This is a genomic window from Aeromonas sp. ASNIH1 (assembly GCF_002934285.1).
GTDB lineage: Bacteria > Pseudomonadota > Gammaproteobacteria > Enterobacterales > Aeromonadaceae > Aeromonas > Aeromonas caviae.
Genome location: NZ_CP026228.1, coordinates 1,508,022 through 1,525,741, shown reverse-complemented (window position 1 = coordinate 1,525,741; position 17,720 = coordinate 1,508,022). Strand labels below are relative to the sequence as shown.

Below are 17,720 nucleotides of genomic sequence, written 5' to 3'. Positions count from 1 at the left end.
GAGCTTAGCACCTAAGTTATACACAATTATCCGAGCTCATGTGGGGAGCTCTCGGGAAAAACTTATCCGGATCCCTCTGTTAATAACCTGGTGGATAGGGATCTGGGGATAACCAGGGAGATCGGGGGTCGTGACCGGATCTCCCTGGCCCTGATCAGCCGATCAAGGTCATCCAGTCGTGGATCCAGGTTTCTGCGGCATCTTCGGGGATCTCGTGCTGGGTCACGTCTATTTCCAGGAGATCCCCCAGTCGGCTGGCACCGCACCCGGCCAGCAGCCGATCCAGCGTCTTGCCGCCCTGGCAGAAGGTGTCATAACTGCGATCCCCCAGGGCGATCACTCCGTACTTGAAGGCGGCGAGATCCGGCTGCTGCTCGGCAAGATCCCGGGCAAAGGGCTGCAGATTGTCGGGTACATCCCCCGCACCATGGGTGGAAGTGACCACCAACACGATGGCTTCTGGCTCGGTCAGGATCCTGGCCAGGCTGGCGGGGTTGTGGATCTCCGCCTGGTGGCCCGCCTGTTCAAGCAGGCCGACCACATGATCTGCGACATATTCGGAGGCCCCCAGCATGGAGCCGACGACGAGGTTGAGTTTGGCCATGGAATGGATCCTGATGTCATCGAAAAAGTGAAGAGCGGGGATCTTACCGCCAAAGCATGTGGATAAATATGGATAAAGCTTGGGGATAAGGATCCTGTCCACTTTTTTGCAGCCAAAACCGGTCTCGTGGCCGTCATGCTGCCTTCTTTCCGCCTGTTGTGACCTCATCGCACCTTTCGTTGTCAAACGACACTTTAAAATATCAATTAACAATGCAGATGCAAATGATTAGCAATTATTGAATCGATTCGATCACGGCACCTGTAGTAGCATGGCGCTGCTTTATTCGCCTGAGGCGCCGGGCTGACCGGTCCAATTGGGCACCCATAATAAGAAATCAAACATAACTTATTGATATTTGAGACACTTATATGATTGCGCAAAAAAATACCCCGAATGCCGTGATGCGAAAGAGAGGCGCACAGCTGCTGCCGCTCTCCTGTCTGCTGGCGTCCCTGCCCGTGTTGGCGGTGGAACAGGCGGATAAAGAGTTGCCCAAGGCGGGCGAAACCATGGTCGTGACCGGGACCGCCATGAAGGTCGAGGTCCCCATGGCAGAGACCCCCCGTGCCGTTTCCGTGGTCAATCGCGAAGAGCTGGACCAGCATGCCGTACTCAAGCTAGACGAGTCCCTGCGCTATCGCTCCGGCGTCCTGTCCCAGTCCTATGGTTCGGACACGGATGCGGACTGGTTCAAGGTGCGCGGCTTCGATGCGGCTTCTTACCTGGATGGCAACCGTCTTTTCAGCACCGGTTACTATGTCTGGACCCCGGAGCCCTTCGGCCTTGAGAGCGTGGAAGTGCTCAAAGGCCCGGCCTCCATTCTGTATGGCGAAGCCCCTCCCGGAGGCGTCATCAACGCCATCAGCAAGCGTCCGACCGCTACCCCGCAGGGACTGGTGAACCTGCAACTGGGCAACCGGGATCTGCGCCAGGTCGGGGTGGATGTCTCCGACACCCTTACCGACAACAGCCGGTATCGTCTGGTGGCCCTCTACAACGAGCGGGACGGCGTGCTGGATGGCACCTACAACGAGCGCGCCTATCTGGCGCCGAGCGTGACCCTGGATATTTCTGATCGCACCACGCTGACGCTGCTTTCCAGCTTCAAGCACGATGAAGGGGTGCCGACCAACGGCTTCTTCCCGGTTTACGGCACCCTGAATACCTCCGGAGGCCAGATCGATCCCTCCACCAACCTGAGCCAGCCGGATTACGATCGCAATCGCAATACCCAGATCTCCGCCGGGTACGAGCTGGCCCACCAGCTCAACCAGACCTGGGAGTTCAAGCAGAACGTTCGCTTCAACTACAACGATCTGCTGCTGCGCCAGACCTACATCTTCCCGACCTATGAAGGCACCACCGCCTACCGCGGCCTGGTCTACCGGGATGGGGATACCAAGAGCGCCACCATGGACAATCAGATGGTGGGCTACTGGAACACCGACAGCACGGAGCAGACCCTGCTGCTGGGGGTGGATCTGCAGCGCCATGTGAATGAAGGCCAGGAAGCCGACAACTATGGCATGGGCGCCATCAACACCATGAACCCGGATTACAGCGGTTTCCCCGGTTTTGATGAATCCACCGCGACCCACCAGAAGAGCACCAAGGGCCAGAGCGGCCTCTATGCCCAGCACCAGATCCGCTGGGATGATCGCTGGCTGCTGACCGCGGGCGGTCGTTTCGACTACGTGGAAACCCACAACATCAGCGAAGCCAAGAGCAAGAACGAGAAACAGTACGACGACAACCTCTCTCTCTCCGGCAGCCTGATGTACCTGGCCGATAACGGTCTCTCCCCTTACTTCGCCTATGCGGAATCCTTCGAAGTGCTGCCGGGGATAGACCCCAACACCGGCAATTCCTACAAGCCGCTGGAAGGCAAGCTCTACGAGACCGGGGTCAAGTACGCACCCAGCTTCCTCGATGGCTACATCAACCTGGCGCTGTTCGATCTGGAGCAGACCAACTCCCTGGTCTCTACCGGCTCCGGCCAGCAGACCCAGGCCGGTGAAGTGACCTCCCAGGGGGTCGAACTGGAGGGGAGCGTGCAGGCCACCGAGGCGTTGCGCCTGACCGCTGCCTATACCTATACCGATGCCAAGACCAACGACACCGGTAACGGCGATCGTCGTGCGAGCCTGATCCCGCGCCACCAGGCCTCCTTCTGGGGCAACTACAAGGTGCAGCAGGGCCCGGTATCCGGTCTTGAGCTGGGTTCCGGCGTGCGCTATGTGGGTTCCAGCGTCGGCATCGGCGCGGTGAATGCGGACTACACCCCCATCTATGGTTCCGCCCAGGTACCGGCACACACCGTATGGGATGCGATGATCGGGTATGACTTTGCCAAGAACTGGCGTGCCCAGATCAACGTCAACAACCTGCTGAACGACACCTATGTGGCGAGCTGCGACTACTACTGCTACTACGGCGAGCCGCGCAGCATAGTCGGCACCGTCAACTACCGCTGGTAAGCGACAGGCTGGGCGGGGGCGAAGGCTCCCGCCCTCCTTCCATTCATCTACAGGCCTGTCATGGAACTCTTGTCACTGGTTTATCGCCAATACCGTTGGCCCTTCATCGCCATTACCCTGCTCAGCCTGCTGAGTGCTGTCAGCGGGATAGGCGTCATTGCCTTCATCAATCAATCACTTATCGAATCAGTCGGGGATCCGCTGCCGATCCTGGGTCAGCTTGTCGGCCTTGTCTTGCTGCTGCTGGTGATCACGCTCGGATCCCAGCTGGCCCTGACCACCCTGGGTCACCATTTCGTCTACCGGTTGCGTGGCCGCCTGCTCAAGCAACTGCTGGATACCGACGTCGCCCGTCTGCGTCAAATAGGGCAGGGGCCGCTCCTGGCCTCCCTTTCCAGCGACATCGGTCAGATCACCATCGCCTTCGTGCGCCTGCCGGAACTGGTACAGGGTCTGGTGCTCACCCTGGGCTCCATCATCTACCTTGGCCTGCTCTCTCCCGCCTTGCTCGGTGTTACCGCCCTCTGGGTCACCGTGACCATGGTGGTGGGCTGGCTGCTGGTGAATCGGGTCTATCGCCACCTGGCGCACATGCGCCAGGCCGAAGACAGGCTCTACCAGAACTACCAGTCCATCATCGCCGGGAGCAAGGAGCTGGCGCTCAACCGCGAGCGTGCCCACTTCGTCTACCACCAGCTCTATGAGCAGAATGCCCGGGACTACCGGGAGCAGATCATCCGCGCCGATACCTACCACCTGAGCGCGGTGAACTGGTCGAATATCATGATGCTGGGTGCCATCGGCCTGGTCTTCTTCCTGGCCAACGGGCTGGGCTGGGCCAACACCAATGTGGCCGCCACCTTCGCCCTGACCCTGTTGTTCCTGCGCACTCCCTTGCTACAAGGGATCGGAGCCTTGCCGACCCTGATCGCCGCCCAGGTGGCATTCGACAAGATAGCTGCCCTCAATCTGGCGGAGCCGGACGAGGCGTTCCCGTTGCCGCCTGCGTCTCGCCCCTGGCAGCGCATCGAGCTGGAGCAGGTGAGCTTTCACTACCAGGGGGAGGGCGGTTTCTCCGTGGGCCCCATCAATCTGGTGATCGAGCGGGGGGAGCAGATATTCCTCATCGGTGGCAATGGCTCCGGCAAGTCGACCCTGGCCATGCTGCTGACCGGGCTCTATCAACCGGTCTCTGGCCGGATCCTGCTGGATGGGGAGCCGGTCACCGATCGCAACGGCTATCTGGGGCTCTTCTCCGCCATCTTCACAGACTACCACCTGTTCCAGCATTTGCTGGGGCCCGAGCCGAAAGAGGCGCTGGTCGCCGAGTGGCTTGAGCGGTTGCAGATGGGCAGCAAGCTTGCCATCGAGGATGGCTTCATCGCCGATATCGACCTCTCCCAGGGCCAGCGCAAGCGGGTCGCCCTGCTGCTGGCCCTGGCAGAGCAGCGGGAGGTGATGCTGTTCGACGAGTGGGCCGCGGATCAGGATCCCCAGTTCCGCCGCATCTTCTATCAGGTGCTGTTGCCGCGTCTCAAGGAGATGGGCAAGACGGTGATCGCCATCAGCCACGACGATCACTACTTCTCTCTGGCCGATCGCCTGCTGGAGATGCGCCAGGGCCGCCTCACCGAACTGACCGGCGAGCAGCGCGAGCAGGTGAGCCGGGATGCGGTCGCCCATCTGGATGGCAAGGTGCCGGCCTGATGCTGGCACCGATGAGACTGGCAGCAAGCCAGCACAGGAATTGCTTATGTTCGAGATGAAATCCGCCAGCTTCGCGGTCAATGACCGCACGCTGCTGCACCCCACCAGCCTTCGCTTCGAGCAAGGTCGGGTCTATGGCCTCATCGGCCACAACGGGTCGGGAAAATCGACCCTGATCAAGCTGCTGGCGCGCCAGCAACCCCACAGCGGCGGGGAGATCCTGTTCGATGACCAGCCGTTGTCTGCCTGGGGCAACCGGGAGTTTGCCCGTCAGGTGGCCTATCTGCCCCAGCACCTGCCGAGTGCCGAAAACCTGCTCGGCCGCGAGCTGGTGGAGATGGGGCGCTACCCCTGGCGCGGCCTGCTGGGCCGGATGGGAGCGGAAGATCACCGTCAGGTAGAGCGGGCCATCGCCCTGACCCACACCGAACGCTTTGCCGATCGGCTGGTGGATACCCTCTCCGGCGGTGAGCGGGGACGAGTCTGGCTCGCCATGCTGCTGGCTCAGGAGAGCCGTTTCATCCTGTTGGACGAGCCACTGGCCGCCCTGGACGTGGCCCATCAGGTGGAGGTGCTCACGCTCGTCAAGCAGCTCAGCCGCCAGCTCAACCTCGGGGTCATCATCGTCATTCACGACATCAACATGGCCTCCCGCTTCTGCGATCGGCTGGTGGCGCTGCACTCCGGCCGTCTGCTGACCCACGGCGAGCCCGAACAGATCATGACAGGGGAGACCCTGAACGCCATCTATGGCATCCCCATGGAGGTCATTCGCCATCCGGCCCATGACCACGCCATCGCCATCGTCTGACCGGGGGCCGCTCTTGAACCGTTTATTGAAGATGGCGCCCTGTCTGCTCAGTCTGCTGCTGCCCCTGGCAGGGGAGGCCGGGCAGCTTGTCACCGCCACCAGCGCCACGCCCCGCATCGCCACAGTGGACTGGACCATAGCCGAGACCCTGCTGGCTCTGGGGGTCACCCCGATGGCGGTGGGGGATGTGGCCCCCTATCGCGCCTGGGTCGGTGAACCCCAGCTTCCTGCCGGGGTGATCGATATCGGGCTGCGTGCCCAGCCCAACCGGGAACTGTTGGCGGAGCTCAAACCGGATCTTATTCTCATCTCGCCGCTGGCGGCCCCCCTGGCGCCGACCCTCTCCCGCATCGCGCCGGTGCACTCCATCGCCCTGTATGAACCGGGCACCGATCTGTGGCTGCGACTGCGGGAAGCGACCCTGACCATAGCCGCCCTGGTCAACAAAGAGACCGAGGCCGAACGCCAGCTCGCCGCGCTGGAGCTGGATCTGGAACAGATGCAGGCGGCGCAGCCCGCCGATCTGCCCCCTTTGCTGGTGGTGCAATTCATCGATGAGCGCCATGTGCGGGTGTTTGGCCGTGGCAGCCTGTTCGAGGCAGTGATGCAGCGCCTCGGCCTTCGCAACGCCTGGCAGGGAGAGACCAATGCCTGGGGATTCTCGGTCGCGAGCCTGGAGCAGTTTCTCGGGATGCCGGATGCCAGGCTGGTGGTGGTGGACCCCGTGCCCGTAGGAGTTGGTGAAAAACTTCAGGAGCCTGGATTGTGGCAGCATCTCCCGCTGGTACAGAACAATCCGGTGATCCATCTGCCTGCGACATGGAGTTTTGGTGGCATATTGGCGGCCCGCCGCTTCGCCACCCTGCTGGACGGTGCCTTGCGGGAGCAGGCTGTCCACAGAGCAACCGGGGGATCAAATCAATGAGCTCTTCTCTTTCTTCGCCCCTGCTGCGCCCGGGTCTCTGCCTGTTGGTGCTGACACTGGGGCTGGCTTGCGCCGAGCTGGCGCGTCAACTGCCGGGGGCGCTCTGGTGGCAGGCCCTGTTCTCCCCCGAGCTGGACGATGCCCGCCAGGCGGTGGTCCATTTCAGCTGGCTGCCGCGCCTTGCCATCTGTCTGCTGGCCGGTGCCGCCCTCGGGCTCGCCGGTACCCTGATGCAGCAGGTGCTGCGCAATCCCCTGGCCTCGCCCACCACCTTGGGGGTGGCCTCCGGCGCCCAGCTGGCACTGATGATGGTGACCCTGCTCGCCCCCTCCTGGCTGCTGATCGGGCGGGAGTGGGTCGCCATGGCCGGGGGAAGCCTGGCCATGGGGCTGGTCTTCGCCCTGGCCTGGCGCCGCCAGCTCAATCCCGTGGTCATCGTCTTTGCAGGGCTGGTGATCAACCTCTATCTGGCCGCCATCAGCATGGGATTGCTGCTGTTCTTCCAGGAGGAGCTCAAAGGGCTGCTGGTGTGGGGGAGCGGATCTCTGGCACAGAACAGCTGGAGCGGCGTCGGCTATCTGCTGCCACGGTTGCTGCTGGCCGCGATGCTGGCGGTGGTGCTGGTGCGCCCGCTGGCAGTGCTGGAGCTGGACGATGCCAGCGCTCGCAGCCTGGGGGTCTCTCTCAAGCACCTGAGATTCGCCGGCCTCGGCCTCGCGGTCTTCATCACCGCCTGCGTGGTGAGCGTGGTGGGGCTGATCGGTTTTATCGGGCTGGCGGCGCCCGCCATGGTGCGGCTGCTGGGGGTCAGAAAACTGGCCCAGCGGCTGCTGTGGGCACCCATCCTCGGCGCCCTGTTGCTGGCGGCCACCGATCTGCTGCTGCAGACCCTGAGCCGGTTCTGGCCTGTGCTGATCCCGACCGGCGCCATGACGGCCCTGTTGGGGGCGCCGCTGCTGCTCTGGCTGATCCCGCGTCTTGGCATCAAGCAGAGTGCGCCTAAGGCGAACTCCTCCCTGCAGTTGGCCCGCCATCCGGCGCCGACTCGCCTTGTTGGCCTGATGGTGTTGGGGCTGGCTGCGGCGGTGATCGCCTCCCTGTTGTTTGGGCAGGGGATGGACGGCTGGGGTTGGCCGAGCTGGCTGCGGTGGCAGGCCCAACTGGAGTGGCGCTTGCCGCGCACGCTGGCTGCGGGTGCCGCAGGCGTGTTGCTGGCGCTGGCTGGCACCCTGTTGCAGCGAGTCAGCAACAACCCCATGGCGAGCCCCGAGCTGCTGGGGGTGAGCGGTGGCACCTTCATGGGGGTGATTGCGGCGGCCCTGTTGCTGCCCGCCTTGCCGCTGCCCATGATGCTGCTAGGGGGGCTGGTGGGCGCCTTCGCCTGCCTGTTGCTGCTGGTGCTTATCAACCGGCGCAACGGCTTCCAGCCGGAGCGGATACTGCTGTCTGGCATCGCCATCACGGCGCTGTTCGAGCCGTTGCAGGCCATCGCCCTGGCCAACGGCGACCTGCGGGTGCAGCAACTGCTCTCCTGGATGTCCGGCTCCACCTATTACGTCACCCAGCCGGTGGCCCTTGCCCTGGTGGTGTTGGCGCTGCTGATGCTGGCAGCCTGCCTGCTGGTGAGCCGCTGGCTCGATCTCATGCCCATGGGGCCGGCGGTAGCGACGGCTCTGGGGATCCATCTCGGCCGTGCCCAGCTCACCATCCTGCTGCTGGTGGCCGTGCTCACCGCCAGTGCCACCATGGTGATAGGCCCGCTCTCCTTTGCCGGTCTGCTGGCGCCGCACCTGGCCAGATTGATGGGGCTGGTGAGGGCGCGCTGGCACCTGCTCGGCGCCGCAGGCTGTGGTGCTTTGCTGATGGTGTCGGCGGACTGGATCGGCCAGCAGATCCTCTTTCCCCAGGAGGTGCCCGTCGGTCTGGTCTCCACCCTGTTAGGGGGTGCTTACTTCATGTGGTGCCTGCGCCGCCTCTAGGTCGGTGGATGAAAAGCGCACAAAAAAGCCCGGGATGAACCCGGGCTTTTCATTGCCTGCCCTGCGGACTTACTTGCCGATGCAGAAGCTGGAGAAGATGCGGCCCAGCAGATCGTCGGAGCTGAACTCGCCGGTGATCTCGGACAGGGACTCCTGGGCCAGGCGAAGCTCCTCGGCCACCAGTTCGCCAGCCACATAGACCTCAAGCTGCTCCCTGGCTACCAGCAGCCGCTCGGCGGCGCGCTCCAGTGCGTCCAGGTGGCGGCGGCGGGCCATGAAGCCCCCCTCTGTATTGCCCTGGAAGCCCATGCAGGCCTTGAGGTGCTCGCGCAGGGCGGGCAGCCCCAGCTCGGTCTTGGCGGAGATGCGATAGACGGCGTGGCCCTGCTCCTGGCTCGGTGCCAGATCCTCGCCGGTCAGGTCCGCCTTGTTGCGCACCACGGTGAGGCCGATGTTTTTTGGCAACCGATCAACGAATTCCGGCCAGATATCGTGGGGGTCGACGGCGTCCGTGGTGGTGCCGTCCACCATAAACAGCACCCGGTCGGCCTGTTCGATCTCGGCCCAGGCGCGCTCGATGCCGATCTGTTCCACCTTGTCCTGGGTATCGCGCAGGCCCGCGGTGTCGATGATGTGCAGCGGCATGCCATCCAGATGGATGTGCTCGCGCAGCACGTCGCGGGTGGTGCCGGCGATCTCGGTGACGATGGCGGACTCGCGGCCTGCAAGGGCGTTGAGCAGGCTCGATTTGCCGGCGTTGGGACGACCGGCGATCACCACCTTCATCCCCTCTCGCAGCAGGGCACCCTGCTTGGCCTCGCCGCGTACGTCATCCAGCTCGGACATGATGGCGTAGAGGTCACCCGCCACCTTGCCGTCGGAGAGAAAGTCGATCTCTTCATCCGGGAAGTCGATGGCCGCTTCCACATAGATGCGCAGCCGGGTGAGGCTCTCCACCAGCTGTTGCACCTTGCCGGAGAACTGCCCCTGTAGGGAGTGCATGGCGCTGCGGGCGGCCTGCTCGCTGGAGGCTTCGATGAGATCGGCGATGGCCTCGGCCTGGGCCAGATCCAGCTTGTCGTTGAGGAAGGCGCGCTCGCTGAACTCGCCCGGGCGGGCGGGGCGGATGCCGTCGATCTGCAGGATGCGGCGGATCAGCATGTCGAGAATGACGGGGCCGCCATGGCCCTGCAGCTCCAGCACGTCTTCGCCGGTGAAGCTGTTGGGGGCCTTGAACAGCAGGGCGATGCCCTGATCCAGCGCCTGGCCCTGCTCGTCCCTGAACGGCAGATATTCGGCATAACGCACCCTTGGGAGCTTGCCGAGCACTATCTCGGCGACCCGCTCGGCGGCAGGGCCGGAGACGCGGACTATGCCGACGCCGCCACGGCCGGGGGCGGTGGCCTGGGCCACGATGGTATCTGTTGTCATCTTGCTTGACTCGCTGGTTGGCTGAATGAGTAAGAGGGTGGGGGACATTGTAATAAAAAAGGCGGCCCGAAGGCCGCCTCTTTTGTCATCAGGAAAGATGGGCTGCGCATCAGTTGCGTGAGTGCAGGCCTTTCTTCTCCAGCTGACGATAGATGATGGTCTGCTGGATGATGGAGATGACGTTGCTCACCAGCCAGTACAGAGTCAGACCTGCCGGGAACCAGAGGAACATGAAGGTGAAGATGATCGGCATGAACTGCATCACCTTCTGCTGCATCGGGTCCGTGATGGTGGTCGGGCTCATCTTCTGCAGATACCACATGGAGGCACCCATGAGGATCGGCAGCACGAAGAAGGGGTCCTTCACCGACAGGTCGGTGATCCACAGGGCGAACGGCGCGTGGCGCAGCTCGACAGACTCCATCAGTGCCCAGTAGAGGGCGATGAAGATGGGCATCTGTACCAGGATGGGCAGGCAGCCGCCCAGCGGGTTGACCTTCTCCTTTTTGTACAGCTCCATCATGCCCTGGGACATCTTCTGGCGATCGTCACCGAAGCGTTCCTTGAGCGCAGCCAGCTTGGGCTGGAGCATGCGCATCTTGGCCATGGAGGTGTACTGGGCCTTGGTCAGCGGGAACATGATGCCGCGCACCAGCAGGGTCAGCATGATGATGGCCAGACCCCAGTTCTGGACGAAACCGTGGAACACGGTCAGCAGCCAGTGCAGCGGTTGGGCGATGAACCAGAGCCAGCCGTAGTCGACAGTCAGATCCAGGTGGTTTGCCACCTTGGCCATCTGATCCTGCAGCTTGGGACCGATCCACAGCTTGCCGCTCACTTCGGCCTGCTGGCCGGCAGCGACGTCAACCAGCGGCGCCTTGTAGCCGATGATGGCCTGGTCCTTGCCCGGGATCACGCGGCTGTAGAAGCTGTTGGTGTCGTTGGCATTCGGGGCCCAGGCAGAGACGAAGTAGTGCTGCAGCATGGCGACCCAACCACCCTGGGTGGTCTTGTTCAGGTCGGCATCCTTCATCTCGTCAAAGGTGTACTTCTTGTAGCGGGAGTCTTCGCTGGAGAAGGCACCACCACGGTAGGCACTGGCCACCATGGCATGACCTTCCTGATCCTTCGGCGTGGTCATGGTCTGCTTCAGCTGACCGTAGAACTGTACCTGGACCGGCTCGGCAGACTTGTTGTCGATCTTGTAGTCGACGCCCACGGCGTAATCACCGCGCTTGAGCACGAACTCCTTGGTGAAGACCACGCCCTTGCTGTCGGTCCAGGTCATCGGAACGACGACTTGATCCTGACCATCGGCCAGCTGATAGCTGGTCTGGGCGGCTTCATAGGTGGGACGACCCTGGGCCTGGCTGTCCGGACCATCGCGACCGACCAGACCGCTCTGGGCCACATAGAGGTGGGCAGGCTGGCTGGTCAGCAGGGTGAACGGCTGTTCCTTGCCTTCTTCCAGCTTGTGGGCCAGCAGTTCGGCAGAGACGATGTCACCGCCCTGGGTGTCCAGGGTCAATTTGAGCACGTCGGAGGAGACGGTGATCAGCTTGCGCGCGGCGTTACCATTTGCTTGCTCGGAAACCTGAGGAATATCACCGGTCTGACCGGCTTCAGGTACGAAATGTTCGGTTTGGGCCACGGTAGTCGGGGCCGGCTTCGGAGCCTTGTCGGACTCCCACTGTTGCCAGAGCAAGAAGCTCACGAACAGCAAACCGATCAGGAGTAAATTGCGTTGTGATTCCATAGTCTTCAGTTTCTTCGCTTTGGTTGCGGAACCGGGTCATAACCACCCTCGGATAAGGGATGGCATTTTAATAGACGTTTGCTGGCTAACCAAACGCCTTTTATGAAACCGTGAAGTCGGATTGCTTCTATCGCAAATTGGGAACAAGTCGGGGTGAAACGGCAGCGCGGCCCGAGCAGGGGACTAATGATTAGCTGATACAGGCGTATCAGTTTGATTGCTACCCATTGCAACGGCGTGACAGAGTGCGCCATAGCTTTTCCAGTAACTTGAACAGCGCTTCGTTGTCCATCTCCTTCACGCCACCCTTGGCGATCACGACGATGTCGATAGCGGGCAGATTGGCTTGATTGAGGCGAAAACTTTCCCGAACCACTCGTTTTACACGGTTGCGCCAGACGGCACGCTTGAGCGCCTTTTTGGGCACGGCGAGGCCAAGACGGGGGTGTTCGAGGGAGTTGGGGCAAGCAAGAAGCGTAATTTGCGGAGAAGCGGCCCGGACAGGCTCGGCGAAAACGCGTTTGAAGTGTTCGGGAGTTAACAGACGTAACTCCCGAGAGAAGGTGTGCTGGGTAGGCATTAGACTACCAGGCGGGCACGACCCTTGGCACGACGAGCGGCCAGAACTTTGCGGCCGTTGGCAGTAGCCATGCGAGCGCGGAAACCGTGAGAGCGCTTGCGCTTCAGGTTGGACGGTTGAAAAGTACGTTTCATGATTCGATTCCGTATTTCTGTACAGTTTTGATTGTCACACTTAGCCGACGCGCCAGCTATAGCGTGTGACGACTAGCAAAAGAGGCCGAATTCTAAACAGAGTTCAGCTTCTCGTCAATCCGCCGTTCCTTTCCATCTCGCCCCGTTCGTCGACCGAGCGGGATAATCTGGCAGGATCCGGAGGATCAAGGGCCCCGAATTATACTGGCAACCCGGGGTTAAACAAGGATCCCTCAAGAAAAAAGGCGGCCAGGCCGCCAAAGAGAGAGCTATTTAAGTACTTTGCGCAGGAACTCCCGGGTACGGGGATCCTGCGGATCGACCAATATCTGATCCGGCGGGCCCTGCTCCACGATCCGGCCTCCTTCCATGAAGATCACCCGATCGGCGACATCACGGGCAAACTCGATCTCGTGGGTCACCACCACCATGGTCTGGTGCTGGCGGGCGAGCTGCTTCATCAGGCCCAGCACCTCGTCGACCCACTCGGGATCGAGGGCGGAGGTGGGCTCGTCAAACAGGATCACCTTGGAGTGGGCCGCCATGGCCCGGCCGATGCCGACGCGCTGTTGCTGGCCGCCGGAGAGGGAGGCCGGGTAGGCATCCTGTTTCTCGGCGAGGCCGATGTCCTTGAGGATGCCCAGGGCAGTGGCACGAGCCTCCGCCTTCGGCTGCTTCCAGACGGTGATCAGCCCCTCGGCGATGTTGTCCAGCGCCGTTTTGTTGGCGAACAGGGCGTAGTTCTGGAACACGAAAGAGGCGCGTTTGCGCAGTTCGATGGCCTGCTGGTCGCTGGCCTTGGCCAGATCCACGGCGAGGTCATCGATGACGAGCCGCCCTGCATCCGGGGTTTCCAGCAGGTTGAGGCAGCGCAGCAGAGTCGACTTGCCGGTACCGGAGGGGCCGATGATGACGACAATCTCCCCCTTCTTTACCTCAAGATCGATGCCGTTGAGCACCTGATTTCCGTCATAGGCCTTGGAGAGACCCGTTAGGTTGATCATGACAGGCCTCCTTTAATAAGCACGGTTCAGCCGCACTTCCAACAGATGCTGCAAGCGGGTGAAGAAGATGACCACCACCCAGTAGATCAGCGCCACCGCCATGAAGCTCTCGAAGAACTTGAAGGAGGAGGCCGCTTCCATCTGGGCCTTGCCCATGATCTCCGCCACTCCCAGGGTAAACGCCAGGGAGGTGCTCTTGATCATGTCGATGAAGTAGTTCATCAGCGATGGTGTCGCGATGCGGGCCGCCTGGGGCAGGATGATCCGCTGCATCGCCTGCAGCCGGCTCATGCCGATGCTGAGGGCGGCTTCCATCTGGCTCTTGTGGATGCCGAGAATGGCTGCCCGGATCGACTCGGCCATGTAGGCGGCAAAGTGCAGGGTCAGGCCGATGATGGCGGCGGTAAAGGCATCCATCCCCACGAAGATGGGGAAGAGCTGCGGCAGCCCGTAATAGAGCAGGAACAGCTGGACGAGCAGCGGTGTACCCCGGAAGAACGAGATATACAGCATCGCCAGCCAGTGAAGTGCGGGAACGCGAAACACCCGTACTATCGCCAGGATCAGCGACAGTACGAGTGCCAATACGAATCCCCACAGGGCCATTTCCATCGTGGTGCCCAGGTATTTGAGCAGGATGGGAAACAGCCCTAGCGTGTAATCGAGGTCAAATTCCATCATTTATTTGCTGGTGATGTCCGCTGCGAACCATTTTTCGGAGATTTTGGTCAGGGTGCCGTCTTTGCGCATGGCGGTGAGGGCATCGTCAACCTTCTTCAGCACGGCCTGCTTTTCCGGGGTCTTCAGGAAGGGCAGGGCGTTCTCGATGGTTTCGAACGGTGCACCAGCCTGTTGCAGCGGCAGCTTGGATTCCTTGATCAGCTGGGCGGTGGAGACACGGTCCATCACGAAGGCGTCGATGCGGCCCAGGGCGACATCCTGCTCGAAGGCGGAGTCATAGGTACGGATATCGATCTTCTTGTTGGGGTCGTTCTTGCGCAGCAGCTCTTCGAAGTTGGAGCCCAGGTTGACGGCGACTTTCTTGCCTTCCAGGTCCTTGATGCCGTGGATGGTGTTGTTGCCCTTGCGGACCACGATCTGGGCACCGTCATAGACATAAGGCTGGGAGAAGGCGTACTTGGCCTTGCGCTCGTCGGTGATGGTGATCTGGTTGGAGATGGTGTCGACGCGGCCGGTTTCCAGCATGCCGAACAGGCCGGAGAAGCTGGCGGTCACGAACTCGACCTTGTAGCCGGTGCGCTCACCGATCTGGTTCCACATGTCCACCTCGAAGCCCTGCAGCTTGTCCTGCTTGACGAAGGTGAACGGGAAATATTTGCCGGACATGCCGACCTTGATGGTTTCCTGGGCGATGGCCTGGCCGGACAGGCTGGCCAGCAGAATGGCGGCGCCGGAAATCAGCTTGATGGTGGTTTTCATGGGGATTCCTCTCTCTGTAGTGCTGTATTTTTAGTTGTAATCACGGGTTGGCGCTGATGTTATTGGAATAAAATATAAAAAATAAATGATATTTGGTTATATAAAATAACTATGGTCGCAGCGCGCCATTCTGTCCACATTGACGATATCCGGCTGTGGGTAACTTTGGGGATGAAATGGGATCCTGGGGCGTTGGATCCTTGAAAGTCAAGGATCTTATTTGCTGGATCCGTGCGGCAGCAACTGGAGATCCGGCCACTAAAAACGTAGAATAGCCGGTCTTTACTTAATCAATTGACGGGAGTCTAGAGTGACTGCTTCGCTATGGCAGCAGTGCCTTAACCGGCTGCAAGATGAGTTGCCCTCGGCAGAATTCAGCATGTGGATCCGGCCGCTTCAAGCGGAGTTGAGTGACAATACTCTGACCCTGTATGCACCGAACCGCTTTGTTCTGGACTGGGTACGCGACAAGTACCTGCTCCGGGTCAACGGCATCATCAACGAGCTGTGCGGAGCCGACGCTCCCACCCTGCGTTTTGATATCGGCAATCGCCCTCATCCCGTCGCGGTCGCCAGGGCGCCGGCCCGTGGTGTCGATCCTGTGAATAACTCTCCCAAGAGCTGGGAAAACAAGGCTGAAAACAAGCCCGAGCCAAACCACAAGAGCAACACCAACGTGAACTATACCTTCGAGAATTTCGTTGAGGGTAAGTCCAACCAGCTGGCCCGTGCGGCCGCCCGTCAGGTGGCCGACAATCCGGGTGGTGCCTACAACCCGCTGTTCCTCTATGGCGGCACCGGCCTTGGCAAGACCCACCTGTTGCACGCCGTTGGCAATGCCATCAAGGATCGCAAGAAAGACGCCAAAGTCATCTACATGCACTCCGAACGGTTCGTGCAGGACATGGTGAAGGCGCTGCAGAATAACGCCATTGAAGAGTTCAAGCGTTATTACCGTAGCGTCGATGCCCTGCTCATCGATGACATCCAGTTTTTCGCCAACAAGGAACGCTCCCAGGAGGAGTTCTTCCACACCTTCAATGCCCTGCTTGAAGGAAACCAGCAGATCATTCTGACCTCGGACCGCTATCCGAAAGAGATCAACGGGGTGGAAGATCGTCTCAAGTCCCGCTTCGGCTGGGGACTCACGGTGGCGATCGAGCCGCCGGAGCTGGAGACCCGGGTTGCCATCCTGATGCGCAAGGCGGACGAGAACCAGATCCATCTGCCGGACGAAGTGGCCTTCTTCATCGCCAAGCGGCTTCGCTCCAACGTCCGTGAACTGGAAGGCGCCCTCAACCGGGTGATCGCCAACGCCAACTTCACCGGCCGCGCCATCAACATCGACTTCGTGCGCGAGGCGCTGCGCGATCTCCTGGCCTTGCAGGAGAAGCTGGTCACCATCGACAACATCCAGAAGACGGTGGCGGAGTACTACAAGATCAAGCTGGCGGATCTGCTCTCCAAGCGTCGCTCCCGTTCCGTTGCCCGCCCGCGCCAGCTGGCGATGGCGCTGGCCAAGGAGCTGACCAACCACAGCTTGCCTGAGATAGGGGATGCCTTTGGTGGCCGTGACCACACCACGGTTCTTCATGCCTGCCGCAAGATCGAGCAGCTGAAGGAAGAGAGTCACGACATCAAGGAAGATTATTCCAACCTGATCCGTACCCTTTCTTCCTGATAACGGAACGGAGTGCACAGATGCAGATTGCATGTTCCAGCCTGATCCGAATCCTTTCCTCCCAATAACAACGGAGAGCACAGATGCAGCTCGAAATTAGCCGTGAGGCCCTGTTACGTCCCCTGCAACTGGTGTCCGGTGCCCTGGGTGGCCGGCCGACCCTGCCCATCCTCGGCAACGTCCTGCTCGATGTCAGCAATGGCCTGCTGTCTCTGACAGGGACCGATCTCGAGGTGGAGATGATCGGACAGGTCTATCTCAACAGCGACAGCCAGGATGGCCGCACCACAGTGCCGGCGCGCAAGCTGCTGGACATCTGTCGCGGTCTGCCGGAGGGGGCGGAGATCCGCCTCAGCACCGAGGGAGAGCGCCTCATCATCCGTTCCGGCCGCTCCCGCTTCAACCTGTCGACCCTGCCGGCGACCGAATACCCGAACATCGAGGATTGGGAATCCGTGCTCGAGTTCGACATCAGCCAGCTGGAGCTGAAAAAACTCATCGACGCGACCCAGTTCTCCATGGCGAGCCAGGACGTGCGCTACTACCTGAACGGCATGCTGTTCGAGAGCGAGGGCCACGGCCTGCGTACCGTGGCGACGGACGGTCACCGGCTGGCCACCTGCCGCCGCGAAGTGGTAACGGAATCGCTGCCCGATCATCAGGTCATCCTGCCCCGCAAAGGGGTGCTGGAGCTGGTGCGCCTGCTGGAAGCGGAAGACAAGCCGGTACGGCTGCAAGTGGGCCGCAGCAACCTGCGTGCCGCCCTGGATGGCTTCATCTTCACCTCCAAGCTGGTGGATGGCCGTTTCCCGGACTGGCGCCGCGTCATCCCGAGGGGGAGCGACAAGGCCCTGATCGCCGGTCGCGAGGATCTGCGCCAGGCCTTTGCCCGTGCCGCCATCCTCTCCAACGAGAAATTCCGTGGGGTGCGTCTCAATCTGCAGGAAAACCTGCTGCGCATCACCGCCAACAACCCGGAACAGGAAGAAGCCGAAGAGCTGCTTGACGTACAATACGCCGCTGGCGAGATGGAGATCGGCTTCAACGTCTCCTATGTGCTGGACGTGTTGAATACGTTAAAATGTGACCAAATCCGGATCAGCCTGAGCGATTCCATCAGCAGCGCCATTATTGAGGATTTTGAGAACCAAGATGCCCAGTATGTGGTGATGCCGATGCGGATCTAGT

General features: G+C 61.2%; 16 protein-coding genes. 7 read left to right on the top strand and 9 right to left on the bottom strand.

Features of this window, described 5'->3' with window-relative positions:
- Nucleotides 1-154: 154 nt before the first annotated feature.
- A complete protein-coding gene (mioC, locus tag C2U37_RS07430; protein ID WP_039040628.1) occupies nucleotides 155-604 on the bottom strand; it encodes an FMN-binding protein MioC in 450 nt (149 codons plus the stop codon).
- A gap of 371 nt (nucleotides 605-975) precedes the next feature.
- On the opposite strand from mioC, the gene C2U37_RS07425 reads away from it, so the two are divergent.
- From C2U37_RS07425 to fhuB, 5 genes are read left to right on the top strand one after another with little or no spacing between them, the layout of a single operon-like run.
- The gene (locus tag C2U37_RS07425; protein WP_103858078.1) at nucleotides 976-3,084 is read left to right on the top strand and encodes a TonB-dependent siderophore receptor; all 2,109 of its coding nucleotides are present in this window, start codon (nucleotides 976-978) and stop codon (nucleotides 3,082-3,084) included.
- A 60-nt stretch (nucleotides 3,085-3,144) separates the two neighbouring features.
- Complete coding sequence (locus tag C2U37_RS07420) at nucleotides 3,145-4,791, top strand: multidrug ABC transporter permease/ATP-binding protein (RefSeq protein ID WP_103858077.1); 1,647 nt, start codon at nucleotides 3,145-3,147, stop codon at nucleotides 4,789-4,791.
- Between the two features lie 46 nt (nucleotides 4,792-4,837).
- Nucleotides 4,838-5,602 (top strand): ATP-binding cassette domain-containing protein, encoded by a 765-nt coding sequence (locus C2U37_RS07415; RefSeq protein ID WP_010672275.1) that lies wholly within the window; start codon nucleotides 4,838-4,840, stop codon nucleotides 5,600-5,602.
- Between the two features lie 31 nt (nucleotides 5,603-5,633).
- Nucleotides 5,634-6,527 carry an ABC transporter substrate-binding protein gene (locus C2U37_RS07410; RefSeq protein WP_181023066.1) on the top strand — a complete coding sequence of 298 codons (894 nt, stop codon included), beginning with the start codon at nucleotides 5,634-5,636 and terminating at the stop codon, nucleotides 6,525-6,527.
- Nucleotides 6,524-8,506, top strand: a complete 1,983-nt coding sequence (gene fhuB / locus C2U37_RS07405) for a Fe(3+)-hydroxamate ABC transporter permease FhuB (RefSeq protein ID WP_103858075.1) — start codon at nucleotides 6,524-6,526, stop codon at nucleotides 8,504-8,506. Before C2U37_RS07410 ends, fhuB begins: the two co-directional genes overlap by 4 nt.
- Nucleotides 8,507-8,575: 69 nt before the next feature.
- Here fhuB and mnmE read toward each other — a convergent pair whose 3' ends face one another.
- From mnmE to C2U37_RS07365, 8 genes are all read right to left on the bottom strand, one after another.
- Nucleotides 8,576-9,937 carry a tRNA uridine-5-carboxymethylaminomethyl(34) synthesis GTPase MnmE gene (gene mnmE / locus C2U37_RS07400; RefSeq protein ID WP_010672278.1) on the bottom strand — a complete coding sequence of 454 codons (1,362 nt, stop codon included), beginning with the start codon at nucleotides 9,935-9,937 and terminating at the stop codon, nucleotides 8,576-8,578.
- Between the two features lie 109 nt (nucleotides 9,938-10,046).
- Nucleotides 10,047-11,693 (bottom strand): membrane protein insertase YidC, encoded by a 1,647-nt coding sequence (gene yidC / locus C2U37_RS07395; RefSeq protein WP_041214180.1) that lies wholly within the window; start codon nucleotides 11,691-11,693, stop codon nucleotides 10,047-10,049.
- Nucleotides 11,694-11,698: 5 nt separating this feature from the next.
- The gene (gene yidD, locus C2U37_RS07390; protein WP_010672280.1) at nucleotides 11,699-11,947 is read right to left on the bottom strand and encodes a membrane protein insertion efficiency factor YidD; all 249 of its coding nucleotides are present in this window, start codon (nucleotides 11,945-11,947) and stop codon (nucleotides 11,699-11,701) included.
- Nucleotides 11,914-12,273 carry a ribonuclease P protein component gene (gene rnpA, locus C2U37_RS07385; RefSeq protein ID WP_010672281.1) on the bottom strand — a complete coding sequence of 120 codons (360 nt, stop codon included), beginning with the start codon at nucleotides 12,271-12,273 and terminating at the stop codon, nucleotides 11,914-11,916. Before rnpA ends, yidD begins: the two co-directional genes overlap by 34 nt.
- Entirely contained in the window at nucleotides 12,273-12,407 is a 135-nt protein-coding gene (gene rpmH / locus C2U37_RS07380; RefSeq protein ID WP_005307156.1) for a 50S ribosomal protein L34, read from the bottom strand. Before rpmH ends, rnpA begins: the two co-directional genes overlap by 1 nt.
- Nucleotides 12,408-12,676: 269 nt before the next feature.
- Nucleotides 12,677-13,411 carry an amino acid ABC transporter ATP-binding protein gene (locus C2U37_RS07375; protein ID WP_010672282.1) on the bottom strand — a complete coding sequence of 245 codons (735 nt, stop codon included), beginning with the start codon at nucleotides 13,409-13,411 and terminating at the stop codon, nucleotides 12,677-12,679.
- A gap of 12 nt (nucleotides 13,412-13,423) precedes the next feature.
- The gene (locus C2U37_RS07370; protein WP_103858074.1) at nucleotides 13,424-14,092 is read right to left on the bottom strand and encodes an amino acid ABC transporter permease; all 669 of its coding nucleotides are present in this window, start codon (nucleotides 14,090-14,092) and stop codon (nucleotides 13,424-13,426) included.
- Nucleotides 14,093-14,851: an amino acid ABC transporter substrate-binding protein gene (locus C2U37_RS07365; protein WP_010672284.1), complete on the bottom strand. Its 759-nt coding sequence runs from the start codon at nucleotides 14,849-14,851 to the stop codon at nucleotides 14,093-14,095. It lies immediately after the preceding gene.
- Between the two features lie 310 nt (nucleotides 14,852-15,161).
- Here C2U37_RS07365 and dnaA point away from each other — a divergent pair, with 310 nt between their 5' ends.
- The gene (dnaA, locus tag C2U37_RS07360) at nucleotides 15,162-16,532 is read left to right on the top strand and encodes a chromosomal replication initiator protein DnaA (protein ID WP_039040645.1); all 1,371 of its coding nucleotides are present in this window, start codon (nucleotides 15,162-15,164) and stop codon (nucleotides 16,530-16,532) included.
- 83 nt (nucleotides 16,533-16,615) lie between these two features.
- Entirely contained in the window at nucleotides 16,616-17,719 is a 1,104-nt protein-coding gene (gene dnaN, locus C2U37_RS07355; protein ID WP_041212068.1) for a DNA polymerase III subunit beta, read from the top strand.
- Nucleotide 17,720: the final 1 nt, after the last annotated feature.

Coding starts and splice junctions, on each gene's coding strand:
- mioC (WP_039040628.1), bottom strand. CDS start 604: ATGGCCAAACTCAACCTCGTCGTCGGCTCCATGCTGGGGGCCTCCGAA.
- C2U37_RS07425 (WP_103858078.1), top strand. CDS start 976: ATGATTGCGCAAAAAAATACCCCGAATGCCGTGATGCGAAAGAGAGGC.
- C2U37_RS07420 (WP_103858077.1), top strand. CDS start 3,145: ATGGAACTCTTGTCACTGGTTTATCGCCAATACCGTTGGCCCTTCATC.
- C2U37_RS07415 (WP_010672275.1), top strand. CDS start 4,838: ATGTTCGAGATGAAATCCGCCAGCTTCGCGGTCAATGACCGCACGCTG.
- C2U37_RS07410 (WP_181023066.1), top strand. CDS start 5,634: ATGGCGCCCTGTCTGCTCAGTCTGCTGCTGCCCCTGGCAGGGGAGGCC.
- fhuB (WP_103858075.1), top strand. CDS start 6,524: ATGAGCTCTTCTCTTTCTTCGCCCCTGCTGCGCCCGGGTCTCTGCCTG.
- mnmE (WP_010672278.1), bottom strand. CDS start 9,937: ATGACAACAGATACCATCGTGGCCCAGGCCACCGCCCCCGGCCGTGGC.
- yidC (WP_041214180.1), bottom strand. CDS start 11,693: ATGGAATCACAACGCAATTTACTCCTGATCGGTTTGCTGTTCGTGAGC.
- yidD (WP_010672280.1), bottom strand. CDS start 11,947: ATGGCGCACTCTGTCACGCCGTTGCAATGGGTAGCAATCAAACTGATA.
- rnpA (WP_010672281.1), bottom strand. CDS start 12,273: ATGCCTACCCAGCACACCTTCTCTCGGGAGTTACGTCTGTTAACTCCC.
- rpmH (WP_005307156.1), bottom strand. CDS start 12,407: ATGAAACGTACTTTTCAACCGTCCAACCTGAAGCGCAAGCGCTCTCAC.
- C2U37_RS07375 (WP_010672282.1), bottom strand. CDS start 13,411: ATGATCAACCTAACGGGTCTCTCCAAGGCCTATGACGGAAATCAGGTG.
- C2U37_RS07370 (WP_103858074.1), bottom strand. CDS start 14,092: ATGATGGAATTTGACCTCGATTACACGCTAGGGCTGTTTCCCATCCTG.
- C2U37_RS07365 (WP_010672284.1), bottom strand. CDS start 14,851: ATGAAAACCACCATCAAGCTGATTTCCGGCGCCGCCATTCTGCTGGCC.
- dnaN (WP_041212068.1), top strand. CDS start 16,616: ATGCAGCTCGAAATTAGCCGTGAGGCCCTGTTACGTCCCCTGCAACTG.